This is a genomic window from Cohnella fermenti (assembly GCF_004801405.1).
GTDB classification, from domain to species: Bacteria; Bacillota; Bacilli; order Paenibacillales; family Paenibacillaceae; genus Cohnella; species Cohnella fermenti.
Genome location: NZ_SSOB01000019.1, coordinates 11,529 through 30,633 on the forward strand (window position 1 = coordinate 11,529; position 19,105 = coordinate 30,633).

Genomic DNA, 19,105 nt, shown 5'->3' on the forward strand with positions numbered 1-19,105 from the left:
CCGAATAGAACGTTAGACCCCGTCCAAGGAGTGGACAGGATGAAGCTTATGCCTCTGGCCCTGTTGGGCCTGTTTATCTTCGGCTTCGCGTCTGCGGCCTTCGCGTCGGACGGGCCGGGCTCGGCCTCGACCGCTTCGGCGGCCCGGGACTTGAGAGATTGGACCCCCCGCGAGGACGGGAACGTCTCCCTGGACGGAACTTGGGATCTGTATTGGAATAGGCTGTTGACGCCTTCGGAGTTCGCCGCAGGTACGCAGGCGGGCGCCGTTGCCGTCTCCGTTCCCGCGGAATGGAGAACCTATCGAATCGACGGGCGCCCGTTGTCCAATGAAGGCTACGCCACCTATCGCCTCCTGCTTCGGTTCGGGAAGCCGCAGCCGGGCAGCCGCTCGGCTTGTACGTCAACAACGTGGCGAGCGCCTATCGCCTGTGGGTCAACGGCGAGCCGCTGGACGGGAACGGAACGGTCGGCGCGAACGCCGCGGAGATGAAGCCGCGAACGTATCCGCGAGCCTACGTCTTCGTCCCGCGATCGGGCGACAACGAGCTTGTGCTTCAGGTGTCGAACTTCTCCCAGCGAACGGGCGGAATATGGGAAGGAATCGAGCTCGGAGACGCGGAGAGCATCGCGGGCCTGCAGCGGAACCGCATTGCGGTGTGGGCCTTCCTGATCGGCTGCCTTCTTCTGATGTCCGCATTCTCCGTCCTGCTCTGCCTGCTGCGACGGCAAGAGAGCTCGGCCCTGTGGTTCGGCCTTATCTGCCTGGCCATCGGCATCAGGTCCTCGCTGCTCGGCGAATCGTACGTGTACGCGCTGCTGCCCGGCCTATCCTGGGAATGGGGCGTGAAGCTGGAATACTTGTCGGAGATCGTCACCCTGCTGAGTCTGGCCGCGTTCGTGAACAAGCAGTATCCGCAGGAGGCGATCCGGCGCTTCCTGCCCGTCTCCGCGTTCGGGCTGGCCGGCTTCGGCGCCTTCGTGCTCGCCGCCCCCGCCAAGACATATACGCCGTTTATGGTTCCGTACGTCGTCGCGCTTCTGCTGCCTGTTTTCTGCTATGTGCTCTATGTCTACCTCCGCGCCGCGCTTCGCCGCCGTTCCGGCTCGCGCACCAATGCGATCGGCTTCGTCGTCTTCTTCGCGTCCGTCGTTCACGAGGTTCTCTACTATACCGGCTTCGTCCCGTTCGGAGGGCTCGTTCCGTTCGGCCTGCTGTTCTTCCTCGTCACCCAGTTGCTCAACCTCTCCCTGCTGTTCACGACGGCGATGACCCGCTCGGAGAAGCTGTCGGACGAGCTGCGCCGCACGATCGAATCCCAGGAGGACACCATCCGCCGCAGAACCTCGTCTCTGGAGGCGCTCAACCGGAAGCTCGAGCAGGGCAACCGGGAGCTGACCCGAATCGAGGACATTCGCAGCTCGCTGCTCGCGGAGGTTCGCCACGACCTGTCGACGCCGGTCACGGCGATCAAAGGCTTCTCCAAAGCGATCCGCTCCGGCGTCATCCCGGCGGAGGAAGCTCCGGCCTATGCCGGCCGAATCTATGAACGCAGCCTCCTGTTGGAGAAGCTGATCGACGATGTGGTCGAGCTCAGCCAGCTTCGAACGGGGGAGAGCAAGTTCGAGTGGGCGGTCGTTCCGCTCCTGCCTCTTCTGCGCGAATGGCGGGACCGTTACGCTGCCGAGACCGATGCCAAGGGAATCCGGCTGATTCTGGACGAGACCGGGCTTCCGGGACAGACGGCGTTCCCGACGCTCCCGACGGTGCCGGCGCCCTCGTCGCCCCCCGCGCTCGCGATGGAGAGCATCGCGGCAATGCTGGACCGCTACCGCTTCGAGCGGGTGTTCAGCAATCTGATCTCCAACGCGGTGAAGCATACGCCGCCGGGAGGACTTATCCGGATATGGGCCGAGTTCCGGCCGACCGGGGAGCCGGAGCGGAATGAAGGCTCGGCCAATGCGGAAGCTGCTGAAGCTTCGGACGCCCCCCAGGACTCCGGCTTGTTCGTCCTACACGTGACGGATACGGGAACGGGCATTCCGGAGGACGAGCTCTCCCGCATCTTCGAGCGCCGGTACCGCGTCGCCGGCGGCCCGCAGGCCGAGTCCGGCAGCGGCCTGGGCCTTGCGATCTGCCGGGAGATCGTGGCCCGCCACCGGGGCGAGATCAGCGTTCGCAGCCGGGTCGGCGAGGGGAGCGACTTCTATGTGGCGATCCCCGCCTCGACAGGCGCAGCCGCAGGCAACGACGAAACAGCCGAGGAGGCGATGTACAGTTGACTGCTGTTTTGCTGATCGAAGACGATCCCGACATTCGGGAGCTCGTATTGATCTACTTAAGAAGAGAAGGCTACCGGGTCGATGCCGCAGCCGATGCGAAGCAGGGCCTGCGCCTATTCGACCGCCGCGCCTACGACCTGGTCCTGTCGGACATCATGCTGCCCGGCATGGACGGCCTTGAGCTGGCGCGGTCGATCCGCGAGCGCTCGGACGTGCCCATCATCTTCCTGACGAGCAAGAAGGAGCCCCAGGACATCGTAGCCGGCCTGCGGATCGGCGGCGACGATTACGTGACGAAGCCGTTCGAGCCGGAGGTGCTCGTCGCCCGGGTGCAGGCGGGACTTCGCCGCTACCGCTCGGCTGGCCGCGCGGGCGATGCCCTCGGCGTCTGGACGGACGGGCGGCTTGCGGTCGACGCCAAGCGGCTTGAGGTTCGACGGGACGGCGAGCTCGTCGCTCTCCCCGCCAAGGAGCTTCAATTGCTGCTGCTTCTGCTTAAGCATCCCAATCAGGTGTTCGGCGTGACGCAGCTCTATGAGCGAATCTGGGGCATTGACGGGACAAGCGACGAGCGAACGGTTATGGTCCATATCCATCATCTGCGCAAGAAGATCGAGAGAGACCCGGCGAACCCGAAGTACGTCGAGACGGTCCGCGGCTTCGGCTACAAGTTCGGGGGCGGAGAGCGCCCGGCCGCGGCGGACGGCGAGAGTTCAACGACGAGCAGAATCGGCAAAGGCTAATTCGCAGTCTGGACGCCAGGATGCCAAGGCACCATGACGCCAGAACGCGAGAACGCCTGGACGACAGAATTCCAGAACGCCAGAGACCCCCATGCCGATTGGCGCGGGGGTCTCTGGCATTGCAGCGGTGGTGCCGGGCGCGGATTTTCCTGGACTTGCCTATACTTGCCTGGACTTTCCTGGATTTGCCCAGATGTGCCCGGATTTGGCCAAGCGAGCGTCGGCCTCCGTCGCTCTTCTTACGGCCGGATAACCACTTTCGTGACGATCGGACGGCTGCTTGTCTTCAGATCCCCGCCCTTGACGTCTTCCAGTTGCTTCTCCGTCAATTCCTGCTCCAAGTCATTCAGTTGCACGGATTCCGCCTCCGGCGGGTTCTTTTCCTGATTGTCGGCCATCTTCCGAACCTCCCCTCCCGAGAATGCGCCTAGCGTACCCGAGCCCGTTTAAGTTTCGTTTAACTTCTGAGAAATAAAGCAATCGATTCGTTCCCGCCCCCATGCTAGAATAGGGGCAACTTCGGACGAAGGCGAGGAACGAACCGTTGAGCCTCCACAAGATCATCTCCTTGAGCGCCGGAAGCCGCGCGATGACGCTCGGCGAGCTGCTGGGACGCCTGCGGATCGATGCGCCCCTGGCCGACCTCGAGCGGTGCCGCAGCGACCTCGCGGTCGAGAGCTGGGCCGAATCGCTCGGCATCGAAGCGGACAACGCCGCGCTCCAGCAAGCCGTCAACCGCTTCCGCAAGGAACGCGGACTGTTCACCGCCGCCAAGACAAGCGAATGGCTTGCAGAGCGGGGAGCGAGCTTCGAGCGATTGGTGTCCATCCTCCGCCCCGAGGCGCTGAAGCAAGCGTTGGCCGAGCGTCTCGTCAGCGACGAAGAGATCGAGCGGCACTTCCGGGAGTTCGCGCGCATGTACGACAAGGCCGAGCTCTCGGTGCTCTCGACCGGCCTGTTCGGAATTGCCCAGGAGCTGCGCTTCCGCTTGCAGGAGGGAGAGAGCTTCCACCTGCTGGCGCGCGAATATTCCTCCGACGAGGCGACCGCCAGAGCCGGGGGCTACGCGGGTCTGGTCGGCCGGGAGGACCTGACGCCGGAAGCGGCCGCCGACGTCTTCGGCGCCGAGGCAGGCTCCGTTCTGGGCCCGTACGGGAAGAAGAACGAATACCTGCTTTATCTGGTGGAGAAGCTCTATCCGGCCGAGCTGAACGAGGCGGTCGAAGCCGACATTCGGAGCCGGCTGCTCCAGGACAAGCTTAACCATTACAGGCGGACGCTCGACGTTCGGGAACACTTCGGAAGCTTAGGCGAGGGATGAGAATCGTGATCGACAACGGCATGCAGGCGCTGGAGCAGCTATCGGCGTTCGGCGTATTTACCTTGGAAGAGAAGCGGCTGCTCGCCGGGCAGCTCCGCGCGGAATCCTATTCCATCGGGCAGACAATCGTCGGCCGGGACGGCAGGAACGACTCCTTCTACGTCATCCTGGCGGGCAAAGCGCGCAAAATCGGCTACGATACCGAAGGCAAAGAGACGAACCTGGGCCTGCTTCATCCCGGCGAACACTTCGGCGAGCACTTCCTGCTCGAAGGCGAAGAGGCGCCTCCCCTGACGATCCGGGCTTCCACCGATCTCGAGCTGCTGAGGCTCGACCGCCTCCAATTCAAGGAGATGATCGAGCAGCGTCCGGCTATCGAAGACTACTTCCGCAAGTATCTCGCCTCGGATGTCATGCGCGCGTTCCTGAAGAGCCGAACCGTGCTCTCCGCCGTCGATCCCGCCGCCTTGCGCTCGCTGCTGGAACGGCTGGAGCTCCGCGAGTACGAGCCGGAGGCTTGTCTTGTCCGGGAAGGAGAGCCGGGGGATTCCTTCTACATCCTTAAGGCGGGGACGGCAATTGTGGAAAAGAGACCTGGGGCGACGGTCGTGAACCGGTTGTATCCGGGGGACTTCTTCGGCGAGCTGGCGCTGCTGACGGGAGAGCCGCGCAAGGCGACGATCCGGGCTTCCGGGAAGGCTGCCGCGTTCCGCCTGTCGAAGTCGGACTTCGAGGAATTGATCCGCGACTATCCGGTCATCCTCGACTCGATCCGCTCGATCGCCTCCCACTACACTTCGCAAGCCATGACGCTGGCCGCGGCGCCGGAAGCGGACGAACCCGCGGATGAGACAGCCGCAGCGCGACAAGAGGAGCTTGCTCCTCCTCCCGACAAGACGCGCGCGCGCGTTCTCGCAGGCTTGCCGCGAATCTCTTGGCGCCGCCGCCGCAAGTATCCGGTTGTCATGCAGCAGAGCGAGATGGACTGCGGCCCGTCGTGCCTGACCATGATCGCGCGTCATTACGGGTTGAATGCGAGCGTCAACCGGATGCGCGAGCGCTGCAACGTCGGAACGGAGGGCGCCTCTCTGCTCGGCCTGATCGACACCTTGGAGACGCTCGGCTTCAAGGCCCGCGGTCTCAATCTGACCGCCTCCCTGCTGCGGAATATGCAAACTCCGTTCATTGCGCATTGGGACGGCCATCATTACGTCGTCGTTTACGAGGTCGGAGAACGCGGCCTTGTTGTCGCCGATCCCGCTCTCGGCTACCTCGACACCTGGTCCTGCGCCGACTTCGGCAAGCACTGGAGCGGGCTCGCCATCGCCCTCGAGCCGGACGGCCCCCTCCCGACGCTGGAGGACAAGGAGCTTCTCTGGAGTCGCTATCTGGCGTATGCTCTCCCCTCTCGCAAGCTGCTCCTGACCGTATTGGGCCTGTCTTCCGCCATCGAGGGGACTCTGCTGCTTTTGCCCATTATGAGTCAGTTGATCTTCGATCGTGTCCTGGGCGCGCGCGATTGGCCGCTGCTGCATCTGCTTGCCGTCGTCATGGCGCTGCTCGCCTGCGCGGGAGCGGTCAGCGTCGCCGTCCGCCAGACGCTTATCGGGAAGCTTGCGAGCGCCATCGACCGCTCGATGCTGGACAACTTCTACCGAAGGCTGTTCCGGCTTCCTTATTCCTACTTCGCCAAGCGAACGTCGGGCGACATTCTGACGAGAGTCTACGAGAACGAGAAGCTCCGCCGGCTCATGACCGATCACGCCGTGGAGCTGACGCTCGATTCGCTGACCTTGCTCGTCTACGGCGGCCTGATGTTCTATTACGATGCCGGCCTGGCGCTGATCGCGTTCGCGAGCCTTCCGTTCTACGTCGGCCTGTACGCCTATATTCTGCCGAGAATGCGGCGCAACCTGCGCAAGCAGATGAATGCGGAAGGGGAATCCCAGACGCGGATCGTGGAAGCCGTTCATGCGATCGCCACCGTCAAGGGAGTGTCCATGGAGCGAAGCGTCCGGCGCAAGCTGATGGACAAGCTGGGCGAGCTGCTCGCTCTGAGGCTTGAGGGCAATCGGCTCGAAGCCGTTGTCCGCGCCTTCTCGTCCGCCTTGCGCACCCTAAGCCAAGCGGCGCTGCTCATCTTCGGGGCCGCCTTCGTTCTGAACGGCCAACTCAGCGCCGGCGGGCTTGTCGCGTTCACCGTGCTGTTCGCCTCCTTCCTGTTCGCCGTCGAGATGATCTCCGTTCGAGTCGGCGAGCTGTCCGAGGCGCGCATCTCCATGGAGCGGCTGAACGACGTCTACGAAGCGACGCCGGAGCATGCGCAGCCGGAGCGGATGCGCATGCTCCCGGCCTTGCGGGGCCATATCCGCTTCGACAAGGTCGCTTTCCAATATTATCGCGGCGGCCGCATGATTCTGCAGAACCTCGAGCTGGAGCTGAAGCCCGGCCAGACGGTCGCACTGGTCGGACGCAGCGGCTCGGGCAAATCAACGATTGCCCATCTGCTGCTGAAGCTGCTCGAGCCGACGAGCGGAGCCGTCTATGTCGACGGCTATCCCCTTCGCGAAGCTCACGCCGCTTCCATCCGCAGACAAGTGGGCGTCGTCCAGCAGGAGACGGCGCTGTTCCGCGGCTCGGTTCGCGAGAACATCGACCTGCACGGGGAAGCCTCGTTCGAAGAGATCGAGCGGGCCGCCCTGCTGGCCGGAGCCGACGAGTTTATCCAGTCGCTGCCGCTCGGCTACGACACGGTCATCGGCGAGGGCGGCATCCGGCTGTCCGGCGGCCAGCGCCAACGCATCGTCATCGCGCGGGCGCTCGTCGGCAATCCGCGCATTCTCGTCTTCGACGAAGCGACAAGCGCCCTGGACGCGGAATCCGAGCGGGTCATTCAGCAGAACATGGGCGAGATGCTCCGCGGCCGGACAACGCTTATCATCGCGCACCGGCTGAGCACGATCCGCCATGCGGATCGTATCGTTGTCCTCGACAACGGCTCCGTCGTCGAGAGCGGCACCCACGACGAACTGCTCGGCGCGAACGGCCTCTACAGCCATCTTCTGCGCCAGCAGGCGGGATAGGGCGCGGGCGGGATAGCCAGCGGGCGGTCAGGGAGGGGTTTAGGGCGCGGCACCCGTGCCGGGCTTCCGCTCCACGATCCGGAAGCTCCCCGTGCCGAAGGCGAGCAGCTCGCCGTCTTCGCCGCGAACGTGCGCGATCGTATGAACCGACTTCCTCGTCCGCTGCACGATCTCGGCCCGCACCGTCACTCGCCCTTCCCGGATCGGGGCAACATAGTGCAGGTTCAGGTTCGTCGTCACCGAGCTCTCCTCCGGACCGTCCCTCATCACGGCGAGCCCCATCGCCGAGTCGATCAGCGTCGCGTGGACCCCTCCATGGACGATGCCGAGCAGATTCAAGTGCCGGGGCTCGATCAGCAGGGAGACGACAACCTCCCTCCCCTCGAACGCAACGAACTCGCAACCGACCAGCCCCCAGAACGTCGATCTCCCTTTCTCCTCCCATTGCGATATTTTCCCGGCCAGGTTGTCTTCGCTATTCGGTTCCATCGGGCACCTCCGTGTTCGCTTCGCGTCGATCGCTCTGCATCGGATACTGCATCGGGTGCTACATCGGCTGTTCGGGCTCGGACGCTTATTCTCTTGTTGACTCTTACTCTCCCTGCCCCTCGCAAGATAATTACCACATTATGGTATATACAAGAGCGCGGTCCCCCCCCTTCTGGACGCTTATGCCTCTTCTCCCTCCGGCTCAGGAACTTCCTGCCGATGGAACGGAACGCGCAGAAGAACGAAGCTATCCTGAACGAACGGGAGAAGAGACATAGTGCTGTCGGAGAGGATGTCACGCGATACGGTACGGTGCAATGCGGTACGATACGGTACGATGCGATGCGGGGCCTCTGTGCGCCTCTCCGGCACATTGAGCCCCCGCACCGACTCATCCTGACAACGTTGCCCCTCTCGCGGTTTATCGCCCGACCGCCTAGCCTCCTTTTCCGCCTAGCCGCCTCCCGGCCCCGGAATCCGCTCCCCTTCCTCCTCCACCAGCTTGCGCCGCAGCACCTTGCCCGCCATCGTCTTCGGAAGCGCTTCCCGGAACTCGAACAGCCTCGGAATCTTGTAAGCCGCCAGCTTATCCTTGCACCAGAACCGCAGTTCCTCCCCGCCAAGCTTCGCGCCCTCGCGCAGAACGATGAACGCCTTGACCGTCTCTCCGCGATACGGGTCCGCCACTCCGGCTACCGCAACCTCGGCAATCAGCGGATGCTCATAGAGAACGTCCTCCACCTCGCGGGGATATACGTTGTAGCCTCCGGCCAGAATCAAATCCTTCCTTCGATCGAGAATGTAGCAGAAGCCGTCGTCGTCCATCGTGCCCATATCCCCCGTCAGCAGCCAGCCGTCCTTCAGCACCTTCTCCGTCTCTGCGGGCTTGCCCCAGTAGCCCTGCATCACCTGCGGCCCCCGAACCGCGAGTTCCCCGATCTCGCCCGGCGCCGCGTCCTCCCATGTGTCGGGGCGAACGATCCGCGCCTTCGTATCCGGAATCGGGATGCCGATCGAACCGTTCTTGCGCCGCTCCCAGATGTTGTTCACATGCGTGACCGGAGACGCTTCCGTCAGGCCGTAGCCTTCGATCAGCTTGCCGCCGCTTAACGCTTCGAACTTCTCCTGCACCTGCTGGGGCAGAGGCGCCGCGCCGCTGATGCAGATGCGGATGGACGACAGCCACCCTCGCTTGCCCTTCGAACGGTTGCCTTCCGCATGATTCAGGATCGCGATGTACATCGTCGGCGCCCCGGGGAAGATGGTCGGCTTCTTCTTCCGAATCGTACGCACAACCTGACCGATCTCGAATCGCGGCACGAGGATCAGCGTTCCGGCCGTGTAGATGCCGAGATGCAGCAGCGTCGTCAGCCCGAACACGTGGAAGAACGGCAAGACGCACAGGTACCGCTCCATGCCGTCCTGGGCTTTGTAGAACCAGAGCCGGCACTGGATCGTGTTGGCGACCAGATTGCGGTGAGTCAGCATAACTCCCTTGGCAAGCCCCGTCGTTCCGCCCGTATATTGAAGAAGCGCGAGGTCCGTCGCGGGGTCCAGCCGGGGCTCGATCGGCGCCTCCAGCGCCTCGTCCAGCAGCCTGCGGAAGCCGATGATCCGGCCATTCTCCGCCAGCTTCGCCGGAACCCCTTCCTTGCGGAGCTTTATTCGATACAGCATGTTTTTGGGAAAAGGGAGATAGTCGCCGATAGACGTAACGATGATTCGGTTCAGAGGGACAGTCTTGGCGGCTTGCTCTACTCTGGGAAGGAGTTGATCGAGCGTGACGAGGACAGCGGCGCCGGAGTCTCTCAACTGGTGCTCAAGCTCCCGCTTCGAGTACATCGGGTTCGTCATGACGACGATCGCTCCCGTCATCAGCGTCCCATAATAGGAGATGACCATCTGCGGGCAATTCGGCAGCATCAGCGCGACGCGGTCGCCCTTGCTCACGCCGAGCCCGAGCAGCCCGTTCGCGAACCGCCGGGCGGCGGCGAGCACCGCCCGATACGTCATGCGCTTGCCCATGAAGTCGAGCGCCGTCGCCTTCGGATAGCGTTCGGCGGCATCGATCAGCAGTTGCGGCACCGTCAAGTCGGGATAAGGGTACGTAGCGGGCACCTCGGCCGGATACTGCGACAACCAAGCCTTGTTCGACATGGCCTACACCTCTCTTCCTCGAAGTGGGTGATGGCGGAATCGGGTCCGGGCTGCGAATATACGGGTTCGTTCGGACGCAAGCGGGATCAGACGGAGTAGCGTTCTCCCGAGACGACCTCGGCAGCGATGCGGCGCTTAAGCGCGGTCAGGTTGACCGGCGCCATGCGGGCCAGCTTCTTCAGGATCGACAGTTGCGTGCGCAGAACGTCCCCTTCGGCGAGAGCGGCAAGCGCCTCCTTCGCCGCGCCTTCGATCCGTGCGAACTGCTCGTGGACGAAGACGGTCGTCATCGCGATCGCAAGACCGGCCTTCTCCTCCCCGGAGCGGTCGATCCGCTTGCGCGTCCGCAGCAGCGCGCTCTCCATCGCGTAGATCGCGATGATCATGTCGGCAAGCTGGGCCAGCAGCTCCTGCTCCTGCTCGAGACGAGTCTGGTAACGCTGAACGGCTTGGGCTCCGACCATGAGGAAGATTCGCCTCGCCATGGTTAGGAGGTGAGCCTCCTGCTCGAGCGTCCCTTCGAACGAGCGGGACGGGATCGGCTCCATCAGCTCGGCCTGCAGCGCCATCGCCTGCTGCAGCAGCGGGAGCTCGCCCTTCAGGCCCCGCTTCACGAGCGTACCGGGAATGAGCAGCCGATTGATCTCGTTCGTCCCTTCGAAGATGCGGTTGATCCGGGAATCCCGATAGATGCGCTCGACCGCATACTCCTGAATGTAGCCGTAGCCGCCGTGAATCTGCACCCCTTCATCGGCGACGAAGTCGAGCGCCTCCGATCCAAAAACCTTATTGATCGAGCATTCGATCTGGTACTCCGCGATCGCCTTGGCCGCTGTCTGGCCGCTGTCCGCGCCGTCCGCTCCGAGCTGGGCAAGCCCCTCGTCGAAAAGCCCCGCAGTACGGTAAACCATGCTCTCGAGCGCGTACGTCCGCACGTTCATGTCGGCCAGCTTCTTGCCGATGAGCGGGAAGGAAGAGATCGGACGGCCGAACTGCTGCCGCTCGTTCGCGTACTTCGCCGAGATCGCAATCGTCATCTTGCACGCGCCGAGCGTTCCCGCCGCCAGCTTGAAGCGGCCGATGTTCAAGATGTTGAAGGCGATGAGGTGCCCGCGCCCGACTTCCCACAACAGATTCTCGGCCGGCACCTTCACGTCCTCGAGAATAAGCGGGCATGTCGAGGAGCCTTTGATGCCCATCTTCTTCTCCTCGGGGCCGACGCTCACGCCGGACATGCCGCGCTCCACGATGAAGGTGCTGAACTTCTCGCCGTCGACCTTCGCATAGACGATGAAGACATCCGCGAAGCCCGCGTTCGTAATGAATTGCTTCGAGCCGTTCAGCACGTAATAGGCTCCGTCGTCCGAGAGAGCCGCCGTCGTCTTCGCCCCCTGCGCGTCCGAGCCGGACGACGGCTCCGTCAGGCAGTACGCCGCCAGCCTCCGGCCGCTTGCCAGATCCGGCAAGTACTTGCGCTTCTGCTCCGGCGTCCCGAAGTAGACGATCGGCAGCGTGCCGATGCCGACGTGGGCGCCGACCGACAGCGCGAAGGAGGACGTCTTCGCCAGCCGCTCGTTGATCAGGGTCGAGCTCACCTTGTCGAGCCCGAGCCCGCCGTACTCCTCCGGCACGTCGGCGCCGAGCAGGCCGAGCTCCCCGGCGACGCGCAGCTTCCGGACGGTAAGCTCGTAGTCCAGCTTCTCGATCTCCTCGTCGTGCGGGGCGATCTCCTTCGCGACGAAGTCCTCCGTCATCTGTGCGATCATTCGCTGCTCTTCGGTGAAGTCCTCCGGGGTCACGATTCGGGAGCTGTCCAAGGCGCCGACTCCCTCCAGAACGAAGCTTCCGCCGCGGATCGCACCGCTTGCCGCTTGACTCATCGCCATCCCCTCCTTGTATCAGATACCATGAACCTCAAACACTCCCGCCGCTCCCATGCCGCCGCCGATGCACATCGAGACGACGCCGAAGCCGCCGCCCCGGCGCCTCAGCTCGTGAATGAGCGTCGCGCTGATCTTCGCGCCGCTGCAACCGAGCGGGTGGCCGAGCGCAATCGCGCCGCCGTTCACGTTAACCTTCTCCTCGTCCAGGCCAAGCTCGCGGACGACCGCGACGCATTGGGAAGCGAACGCTTCGTTCAGCTCGAACAGCTTGACGTCGCCGATGCCGATGCCCGCCATCCGCAGCGCCTTCGGGATCGCCCGGATCGGGCCAATGCCCATGATCTCCGGCTCGACGCCGGCCAGGGCGAACGAGCGGAACGTCGCCAGCGGCTCCAGGCCGAGCGCTTCGGCCCGCTCGCGGCTCATCACGACGGCGGCGGCGGCCCCGTCGCTCATCTGCGACGAGTTGCCCGCCGTAACGGTGCCGCCCGCCTTGAACGACGGCTTCAGCGCCGCCAGCGCCTCCATCGACGTGTCGGCCCGCACGCCCTCGTCGCGGTCGAAGACGAAGCCGCGCGTCCGGAACCCGCCGCGTCCGTCCTCCTCGGTGCGACGAACCTCAAGCGGGACAATCTCCTCGCGGAATCGACCCTCCGCCTCCGCGCGGGCCGCCTTCTCGTGGGAGCGCAGCGCGAAGCGGTCCTGCTCCTCGCGGGAGACGCCGTACCTCGCGGCGACGTTCTCCGCGGTATGCCCCATGCCGATATACACCTCGGGCATCGTCTCCACGAGGACCGGATTCGGCGACATTCGGAACCCGGACATCGGCACGTGGCTCATGCTCTCGACGCCCCCGGCGACGATCGTCTCCGCGTGGCCAAGCATGATCCGCTCCGCCGCGAACGCGATCGCCTGCAGGCCCGACGCGCAGAAGCGATTGATCGTCAGCGCCGGAACCGTGTGCGGGAACCCGGCATACAGCGACATAATGCGGGCGAAGTTCAAGCCCTGCTCGCCTTCGGGCATCGCGCAGCCGACGATGACATCGTCCACGTCCCCCTTGGCCAGCCCGGGCGTCCTCGCCATAACTCCTTCCAGCACGGCTTTCCCGAGATCGTCCGCCCGGGTATGGGCCAGGCTCCCCTTCTTCGCCTTGCCGACAGCCGTACGCGCGATTGTGACGACAACGGCTTCCCTCATGTTTGCTCCTCCCCTCTAGCACGGAATCTGTTGTGCAGTCTGGCTGCTCATCTCGGGCCCTCCGCGAGCCTATCGCCGCTTCGGTTGAGTCGTGGTTACTCATCTGCACCCACTATTTCTGCTCGGACACCCACTGTTGAGTAATGGCTGACTTCTCGCGGAATTAATTGCGGAGCGCCTTGCCCTTCGTCAGCATGTGCTGCATCCGCTGCTGCGTGAGCGGCTCTCCGCACAGGCTCAAGAAGGCTTCCCGCTCGAGATCGAGCATGTATTGCTCGCTCACGAGCGTCCCCGCCGGCACGTCGCCTCCGGCGAGCGCATGCGCCAGCTTCTTCGCGATCTTCAGGTCGTGATCGCTGATGTAGCCGCTCTCCCGCATCGCGATTGCGCCGAGCGTCATGAGCGCCGTGCCTTCGGAACCGGCGACGGCGAACCTCCGCTCCGGCCGCGGCTCGTAGCCGTCCCGCAGCAATCCGAGCGCCGCCTGCTTCGCCGCGTGGATACGATCGTCCGGGTTCGCGACGACCCGGTCCGTCTCCCGCAGGTAGCCGAGGCGGATCGCATCGTGCCCGCTTGTCGACACCTTCGCCATCCCGATCGTCTCGAAGGCGCGAACGACGTGCGGCGTCAGAGCCGCGCTCAGCAACGAATCAGACGATCCCGACGAATCCGAAGAGCCCGATAACGCGGCCGCCCGGCTTGCCCGCAGCGCATATTCCTTGCAGCCGCCGCCCGCCGGGATCAGCCCGACGCCGACTTCGACGAGTCCGTAGTACGTCTCCGGCGAAGCGACAACCAGATCGGCGGGCAGGCACGCCTCCACGCCGCCACCCAGCGCCATTCGGTGCGGCGCGGCGACGACCGGCTTCTCGAGCCGCTTCAGCTTCAGCATCGCGTTCTGGAACTGCCGGATGATGCCGTCGATCTCCTCCCATTCCTCCTCCTGCGCCTCCATGAGCAGCAGCATCAGGTTCGCGCCGACGCAGAAGTTCTTGCCTTCATTCGCGATGACGAGCCCCTCGTAGTTGCGGCGAACTTCGTCCACGCCCTGCGAGATCATGTTCAGAATGTCCGCCCCGATCGCGTTGTTCGGGGAATGGAACTCAAGGCAGACAACGCCATCCCCGAGGTCGATGAGGCTCGCGCCGCCGTTCGAGCGGATCGTGCCGCCGCGCTCCTTCAGCTCCCGCAGCGAGATCTCCTCGGGTCGTCGCTCCACCCGCCTCCACGCACCGCGATAGGAGAAAAGCAGCCCGCCTCCACTGCGAGAATAGAACGACGTGTGCCCCGCGGCGAGCCATTCGCTTACCCATGCCGGCAGCGCCTCCCCTTCGCTCTCCATCCGGCGGGCGGATTCGGCGAGGCCGATCGCGTCCCACGTCTCGAACGGGCCCAGCTCCCAGTTGAAGCCCCACCGCATCGCCTTGTCGATCTCCTCGATCGAATCCGCGATCTCGCCGAGCTTATCCGCCGAATACAGCAGCGTCCGCTTCAGCAGATTCCAGGCCAGCTCGGAGCAGCGATCGCCGCCGCCCAGCAAAGCCCGCAGCTTCGCCGGCGTCCCCTTCGCCTGCTTCGCCGCCTCGAGCGAGCCGGACGTCGGCTTCCGCTGCGGCCGATAGTCCATAGTCGCCGGGTCCAGCGCCAGAATGACGCTCTCGCCGCCCGCTCCCTTGCTCTTGCGGTAGAAGCCCGCGCCCGTCTTCTCCCCGAGCCGCCCGCTGCGAACAAGCTCGCGGACGACATCCGGCGTCTCGAAGCGCGCCCGTTCCTCCGGGTCCGCCGTATGCTCCCGCACATTGTCCACGACATGTGCGAACGTGTCGAGGCCGACCAGATCGAGCGTGCGCAGCGATGCGCTCTTCGGCCGCCCCATCGCCGGCCCCGTCACGGCGTCGATCTCTTCCGCCGAATAGCCCTTCTCCGCCATCTCCTGCAGAACAACGAGCAGCCCGTACGTGCCGATCCGGTTCGCGATGAAGTTCGGCGTGTCCTTCGCCAGCACGACGCCCTTGCCCAGCCGCTTCTCGCAGAACGTCTTCATCCTTAAGACAAGTTCCGGGTTCGTGCCGCGGCCCGGAATAATCTCGAGCAGCTTCATGTACCGCACCGGGTTGAAGAAGTGCGTTCCCATGAAGCACCTCCGGAACGCCTCGCTTCGCCCCTCCGCCATCTCGTCGATCGAGATGCCCGACGTGTTCGAGCTGACGACGATGCCCGGCCGCCAATAGCGCTCGATCCGCTCAAGCAGCGACCGCTTCGCCTCCAGCTTCTCGACGATGACCTCGATGACCCAATCCGCCTCGGCGATGCGCGGCAGATCGTCCTCGAGGTTGCCCGGCGCGATCCGCTCCGCGAACTCCTCCGCGTAGAGCGGCGCGGGATTCGCCTTCTTCATCTTGGCGATGGCCGCCGTCGCCAACCGGTTCCTCACCGCCGGATGCTCCGGCGTCAGCCCCCGCCGCTTCTCCTCTTCCGTCAGCTCGGAAGGGACGATATCGAGCAACAGGCACGGAATGCCCGAATTGGCCAGATGCGCCGCGATGCCGGAGCCCATAATGCCCGAGCCGATGACGACCGCCTTGCGAACCGTCTGCCATGTCATACGGAGTCAGCCTCCTCGCCTTGAGATGAATGGTCCTTAACCCGCTCGCCGAACACCGACAGCTCCAGCAGCTCCGCCACATCGAGAGTTCTCACCGAATCGTGCGCCTCCTTCATCCTCGTGCCGTCCTCCATCATCGCGAGGCAGTACGGGCAGCCGCTGCTGATGACCGTAGGCTGCACCGCCAGCGCCTGCTCCGTCCGCGCCAGATTGACGCGCTTGCCCCCTGTCTCCTCCATCCACATCCGGCCTCCTCCTGCGCCGCAGCACATGCCGTTCTCCCGGCTGCGCGCCATCTCCGCCAGCCGCACGCCCGGAATCGCTTGCAGCACGCGGCGCGGCGCCTCGTATTCGCCGTTGTAGCGGCCGAGATAACAGGAATCGTGGTAAACGACCTTCTCCTCGAGCCGATGCCTGGGGCGGAGTCGCCCCTCCTCCAGCAGCCGATCGAGCAGTTGCGTGTGATGGAGCACCTCCACTCCTTCCAGCCCGAAGTCCGGGTACTCGTTCTTCAGCACGTTAAACGTATGCGGGCAGGCGGTGACGATGCGGCGAACCCCGCAGCGCCGGAACAGCTCGACGTTGTCCGCCGCCAACTGCTGGAAAAGCAGCTCGTTCCCCATCCGCCTCGCCGTATCGCCCGAGCTTCTCTCCTCGTTGCCGAGAATCGCGAAGCGAATGCCCGCCTCCGTCAGCAGCCGGACAAGCGCGCGGGAGACGCGGCGGCTGCGCGGATCGTAGGAGCCCATCGAGCCGACGTAGAACAAATAATCGAAGTCCGGCAGCTCCCGCACGGTCGGCACCCGGATTCCTTCCACCTCGCCGGTCCACTCCGCGCGGCTCCCGCGGCTCAGTCCCCACGGGTTGCCCTGCCGCTCGATGTTCGTCAGCGCCCGCTGCCCCTCCTGCGGCAGGCTTCCTTGCATCAGCACGAGATGGCGCCTCAGGTCGACGATTTTGTCGACGTGCTCGTTGGCGACCGGGCACTGGTCCTCGCAGTTGCGGCACGTCGTGCACGCCCAGATCTCCTCCTCCGTCATCACGTCGCCGATCAGCTCCAGCTCGGCAGGGGACCGCCCGCTACCGGCCTCTCCCCACGACGCCTTCTGCCAGGCAAGCGTCGGCCGGATGTCCGTCGCGTCTCCTTCCTCCTCCCGCCACAGCACTCCCGAAGAGGAGGAGCCATTCACCGCATGAGCGCGAACGCCCGGCCCTCCTCCAAGTCCGCCGAACGCAAATTCGGGAACCCAAGGCGACTTGCCGCTGGTGACAGCACCCTTTTCCGACAAGTGGTCCCTAAGCTTCGTAATGAGGTGCATCGGCGACAGCGCCTTGCCCGTGCCCGAGGCGGGGCAGACGCTTGTGCAGCGGCCGCATTCGACGCAGGCGAACAGGTCGAGCATCTGCTTGCGCGTGAATTCCTCCACTCGGCCGACGCCGAACGATTCCGCATTCTCATCCTCGAGATCGAGCTTCGCCAGCTTCCCCGGCGGTTCGCGGCGGCGGAACCAGACGTTGATCGGAGCCGTCAGAATGTGGAAGTGCTTCGACTGGGGCACGTATACGAGGAACGCGAGCAGAACGAGCAGGTGCATCCACCAGAAGATGTAGAAAATAAAACGGCTAACGGAGACCGACAGACTGGAGAAGAGAGCCGCGACAAGCGATGACAGCGGTGCCAGCTCCGATGCCTGCTGCCCCAGCCAGAGGCGCTCGAAGCCGAGGGACAGCAGCACCGACAGCATCAGCGCCAGAATAAAGAAGAGCACCGCGCTCGGCTTCCATCCCCGCTTCAGCCTTGGCAGCTTCTCGCCATAGCGCCGGTACGCCGCATAGCCCATCGCCGCCAGCACGAGGAAGACGGTCGTCTCCTGCAGCAGCCCGAACCACTCGTAGGCGGGAAGCGGCAGATGCCGCCCGGCCGTCAGCCCTTTGACGATCAGGTCGAGCGCGCCGAATTGCAGCACAATGAACCCATAGAAAACAACGACGTGCATGATGCCGCTGCGAATGTCCTTGAGCAGCTTCCGCTGCCCGAACGTCTGCGCCAGAAATTCGCGGAGACGCCCCGGGCCGCCGCCGTCCCAGCGGACCTCCCGGCCGAGCCGAATGTACATATACCGGCGGTAAACCGCTTGATAGAACAAGCAGAGTGCATAGCCGGTTGCCGCCAGGAACAAGAGCAGATTCGCGAGTTGCCATGCCATGCGGATCGTTCCTTTCCTTGTGTGACGTGACGGCGCCGATACCTGATGCATACCCTTTCGTTTATTTGTACTTCGAGAACAAGGCGGATATTCTCGTCTCCCCGCTCCGGAATCGGCCGGGAGGCGAAGCCCTATATTCCGCTCCTCGCGCATATGGTTAGAAGAGGAAAGGAGCGGATGACATGAACCTGTACGTTCTGTTAAAGCAAACGTTCGACACCGAGGAGCGAATCGTCCTGCAAGAAGGAATCGTTCAGAAGGACGGAGTCAAGTTCATTATCAACCCGTACGACGAATATGCCGTGGAGGAAGCGCTGCTGCTGAAGGAGGCGCACGGCGGCATGGTGACGGTCGTCTCCGTCGGCCCGCCGCGGGCGGCGGAGGCGCTTCGCACGGCGCTCGCGATGGGGGCCGACGAGGCGGTGCTGATCGACGACGAGGGCCGGGAGTACGACGAGGCCGCCGTCGCCCTGCTGCTGGAAGCCTACTTGCAGGGACAGCCGGTCGATCTTGTGCTCGCGGGCAGCTTCTCGACCGACACCGGCGGCGGCCAGGTCGCCGTCCGGCTCGCCGAGCGGCTCGGCCTGCCCCGCGTCTCCTCGATCATCAACCTCGAGGTCGTCGGCGGCAAGGCGACGGCGGTTCGCGACGCGGAAGGGGATGCGGAGACGGTGGAGCTCCCGCTTCCGGCGGTTTGCACCGCGCAGCAAGGGCTGAACGAGCCGCGTTATCCGTCGCTGCCCGGCATCCTCCGCGCGAAGCGCAAGCCGCTCAAGCAACTCGCCGCGGCAGACCTGGGCCTCTCCGCGGAGCAGCTCGCTCCGCGCTCGTCGCGCGAGCGGCTGGCGCTGCCCGCCGGGCGCGGCACGGGCAAGCGCCTCGCCGGCCCGCCCGCCGAGCAGGCCGCGGCGCTTGTCTCGCTGCTGCGCGATGAAGCGAAGGTGCTCTGAGTGTTCGCGGCTTGGGACTAAGTCACGATTAAGCTATCGCAGAGAGGCAATCCCCTCTAACGGCATTATGTCTCTTCTCCCGCTCGCTCAGGATTGGGATAAGCAAGGAATGCCGGCGGCGGTCGTGGCGCGGTGATGGTCCGGCAACGGAAATGCCCAGGGGAGAACGGCGATTGAGGGAAGAC

The 19,105-nt window shown here is 64.5% G+C and carries 13 protein-coding genes; 6 read left to right on the plus strand and 7 right to left on the minus strand.

All coding sequences use genetic code 11. The features are described from left to right. Nucleotides 1-39: 39 nt before the first annotated feature. Genes E6C55_RS15995 through E6C55_RS16005 form a run of 3 tightly spaced genes read left to right on the plus strand, consistent with a single transcriptional unit; the run spans nt 40 to nt 3,025 of the window. Complete coding sequence (locus E6C55_RS15995) at nt 40-492, plus strand: hypothetical protein (protein ID WP_136370817.1); 453 nt, start codon at nt 40-42, stop codon at nt 490-492. Next, on the plus strand, nt 396-2,282 hold the full coding sequence (locus E6C55_RS16000) for a sensor histidine kinase (RefSeq protein WP_136370818.1): 1,887 nt from the start codon (nt 396-398) through the stop codon (nt 2,280-2,282). Before E6C55_RS15995 ends, E6C55_RS16000 begins: the two co-directional genes overlap by 97 nt. Next, nucleotides 2,279-3,025 carry a response regulator transcription factor gene (locus E6C55_RS16005; protein ID WP_136370819.1) on the plus strand — a complete coding sequence of 249 codons (747 nt, stop codon included), beginning with the start codon at nt 2,279-2,281 and terminating at the stop codon, nt 3,023-3,025. Before E6C55_RS16000 ends, E6C55_RS16005 begins: the two co-directional genes overlap by 4 nt. A gap of 239 nt (nt 3,026-3,264) precedes the next feature. On the opposite strand, the gene E6C55_RS33850 is transcribed toward E6C55_RS16005, so the two are convergent. Further along, nucleotides 3,265-3,423 (minus strand): hypothetical protein, encoded by a 159-nt coding sequence (locus tag E6C55_RS33850; protein WP_168735674.1) that lies wholly within the window; start codon nt 3,421-3,423, stop codon nt 3,265-3,267. Nucleotides 3,424-3,569: 146 nt separating this feature from the next. On the opposite strand from E6C55_RS33850, the gene E6C55_RS16010 reads away from it, so the two are divergent. After that, nucleotides 3,570-4,346 carry a peptidylprolyl isomerase gene (locus E6C55_RS16010; RefSeq protein ID WP_136370820.1) on the plus strand — a complete coding sequence of 259 codons (777 nt, stop codon included), beginning with the start codon at nt 3,570-3,572 and terminating at the stop codon, nt 4,344-4,346. Continuing rightward, nucleotides 4,343-7,429 carry a peptidase domain-containing ABC transporter gene (locus E6C55_RS16015; protein ID WP_136370821.1) on the plus strand — a complete coding sequence of 1,029 codons (3,087 nt, stop codon included), beginning with the start codon at nt 4,343-4,345 and terminating at the stop codon, nt 7,427-7,429. Before E6C55_RS16010 ends, E6C55_RS16015 begins: the two co-directional genes overlap by 4 nt. Nucleotides 7,430-7,468: 39 nt before the next feature. On the opposite strand, the gene E6C55_RS16020 is transcribed toward E6C55_RS16015, so the two are convergent. The 6 genes from E6C55_RS16020 to E6C55_RS16045 all read right to left on the minus strand — a co-directional run bounded on the left by E6C55_RS16020 (nt 7,469) and on the right by E6C55_RS16045 (nt 17,970). Further along, a complete protein-coding gene (locus tag E6C55_RS16020; protein ID WP_136370822.1) occupies nt 7,469-7,918 on the minus strand; it encodes a PaaI family thioesterase in 450 nt (149 codons plus the stop codon). Nucleotides 7,919-8,371: 453 nt separating this feature from the next. Further along, on the minus strand, nt 8,372-10,075 hold the full coding sequence (locus E6C55_RS16025) for a long-chain-fatty-acid--CoA ligase (protein ID WP_136370823.1): 1,704 nt from the start codon (nt 10,073-10,075) through the stop codon (nt 8,372-8,374). Nucleotides 10,076-10,161: 86 nt separating this feature from the next. Further along, entirely contained in the window at nt 10,162-11,955 is a 1,794-nt protein-coding gene (locus E6C55_RS16030) for an acyl-CoA dehydrogenase family protein (RefSeq protein WP_136370824.1), read from the minus strand. Between the two features lie 18 nt (nt 11,956-11,973). Beyond that, a complete protein-coding gene (locus E6C55_RS16035; RefSeq protein ID WP_136370825.1) occupies nt 11,974-13,158 on the minus strand; it encodes an acetyl-CoA C-acyltransferase in 1,185 nt (394 codons plus the stop codon). A gap of 163 nt (nt 13,159-13,321) precedes the next feature. Further along, nucleotides 13,322-15,763, minus strand: a complete 2,442-nt coding sequence (locus E6C55_RS16040) for a 3-hydroxyacyl-CoA dehydrogenase/enoyl-CoA hydratase family protein (RefSeq protein WP_136370826.1) — start codon at nt 15,761-15,763, stop codon at nt 13,322-13,324. Then, nucleotides 15,760-17,970: a (Fe-S)-binding protein gene (locus tag E6C55_RS16045; protein WP_136370827.1), complete on the minus strand. Its 2,211-nt coding sequence runs from the start codon at nt 17,968-17,970 to the stop codon at nt 15,760-15,762. Before E6C55_RS16045 ends, E6C55_RS16040 begins: the two co-directional genes overlap by 4 nt. 182 nt (nt 17,971-18,152) lie before the next feature. Between E6C55_RS16045 and E6C55_RS16050 the strand changes: the two genes are divergently transcribed. Then, nucleotides 18,153-18,920: an electron transfer flavoprotein subunit beta/FixA family protein gene (locus E6C55_RS16050; protein WP_136370828.1), complete on the plus strand. Its 768-nt coding sequence runs from the start codon at nt 18,153-18,155 to the stop codon at nt 18,918-18,920. The last annotated feature ends 185 nt before the right edge of the window (nt 18,921-19,105 follow it).

Excerpts from the sequence above, each read along its gene's own strand:
- E6C55_RS15995 (WP_136370817.1), top strand. The coding sequence starts at position 40 with ATGAAGCTTATGCCTCTGGCCCTGTTGGGCCTGTTTATCTTCGGCTTC.
- E6C55_RS33850 (WP_168735674.1), bottom strand. The coding sequence starts at position 3,423 with ATGGCCGACAATCAGGAAAAGAACCCGCCGGAGGCGGAATCCGTGCAA.
- E6C55_RS16015 (WP_136370821.1), top strand. The coding sequence starts at position 4,343 with ATGAGAATCGTGATCGACAACGGCATGCAGGCGCTGGAGCAGCTATCG.
- E6C55_RS16020 (WP_136370822.1), bottom strand. The coding sequence starts at position 7,918 with ATGGAACCGAATAGCGAAGACAACCTGGCCGGGAAAATATCGCAATGG.
- E6C55_RS16025 (WP_136370823.1), bottom strand. The coding sequence starts at position 10,075 with ATGTCGAACAAGGCTTGGTTGTCGCAGTATCCGGCCGAGGTGCCCGCT.
- E6C55_RS16030 (WP_136370824.1), bottom strand. The coding sequence starts at position 11,955 with ATGAGTCAAGCGGCAAGCGGTGCGATCCGCGGCGGAAGCTTCGTTCTG.
- E6C55_RS16035 (WP_136370825.1), bottom strand. The coding sequence starts at position 13,158 with ATGAGGGAAGCCGTTGTCGTCACAATCGCGCGTACGGCTGTCGGCAAG.
- E6C55_RS16040 (WP_136370826.1), bottom strand. The coding sequence starts at position 15,763 with ATGACATGGCAGACGGTTCGCAAGGCGGTCGTCATCGGCTCGGGCATT.
- E6C55_RS16045 (WP_136370827.1), bottom strand. The coding sequence starts at position 17,970 with ATGGCATGGCAACTCGCGAATCTGCTCTTGTTCCTGGCGGCAACCGGC.
- E6C55_RS16050 (WP_136370828.1), top strand. The coding sequence starts at position 18,153 with ATGAACCTGTACGTTCTGTTAAAGCAAACGTTCGACACCGAGGAGCGA.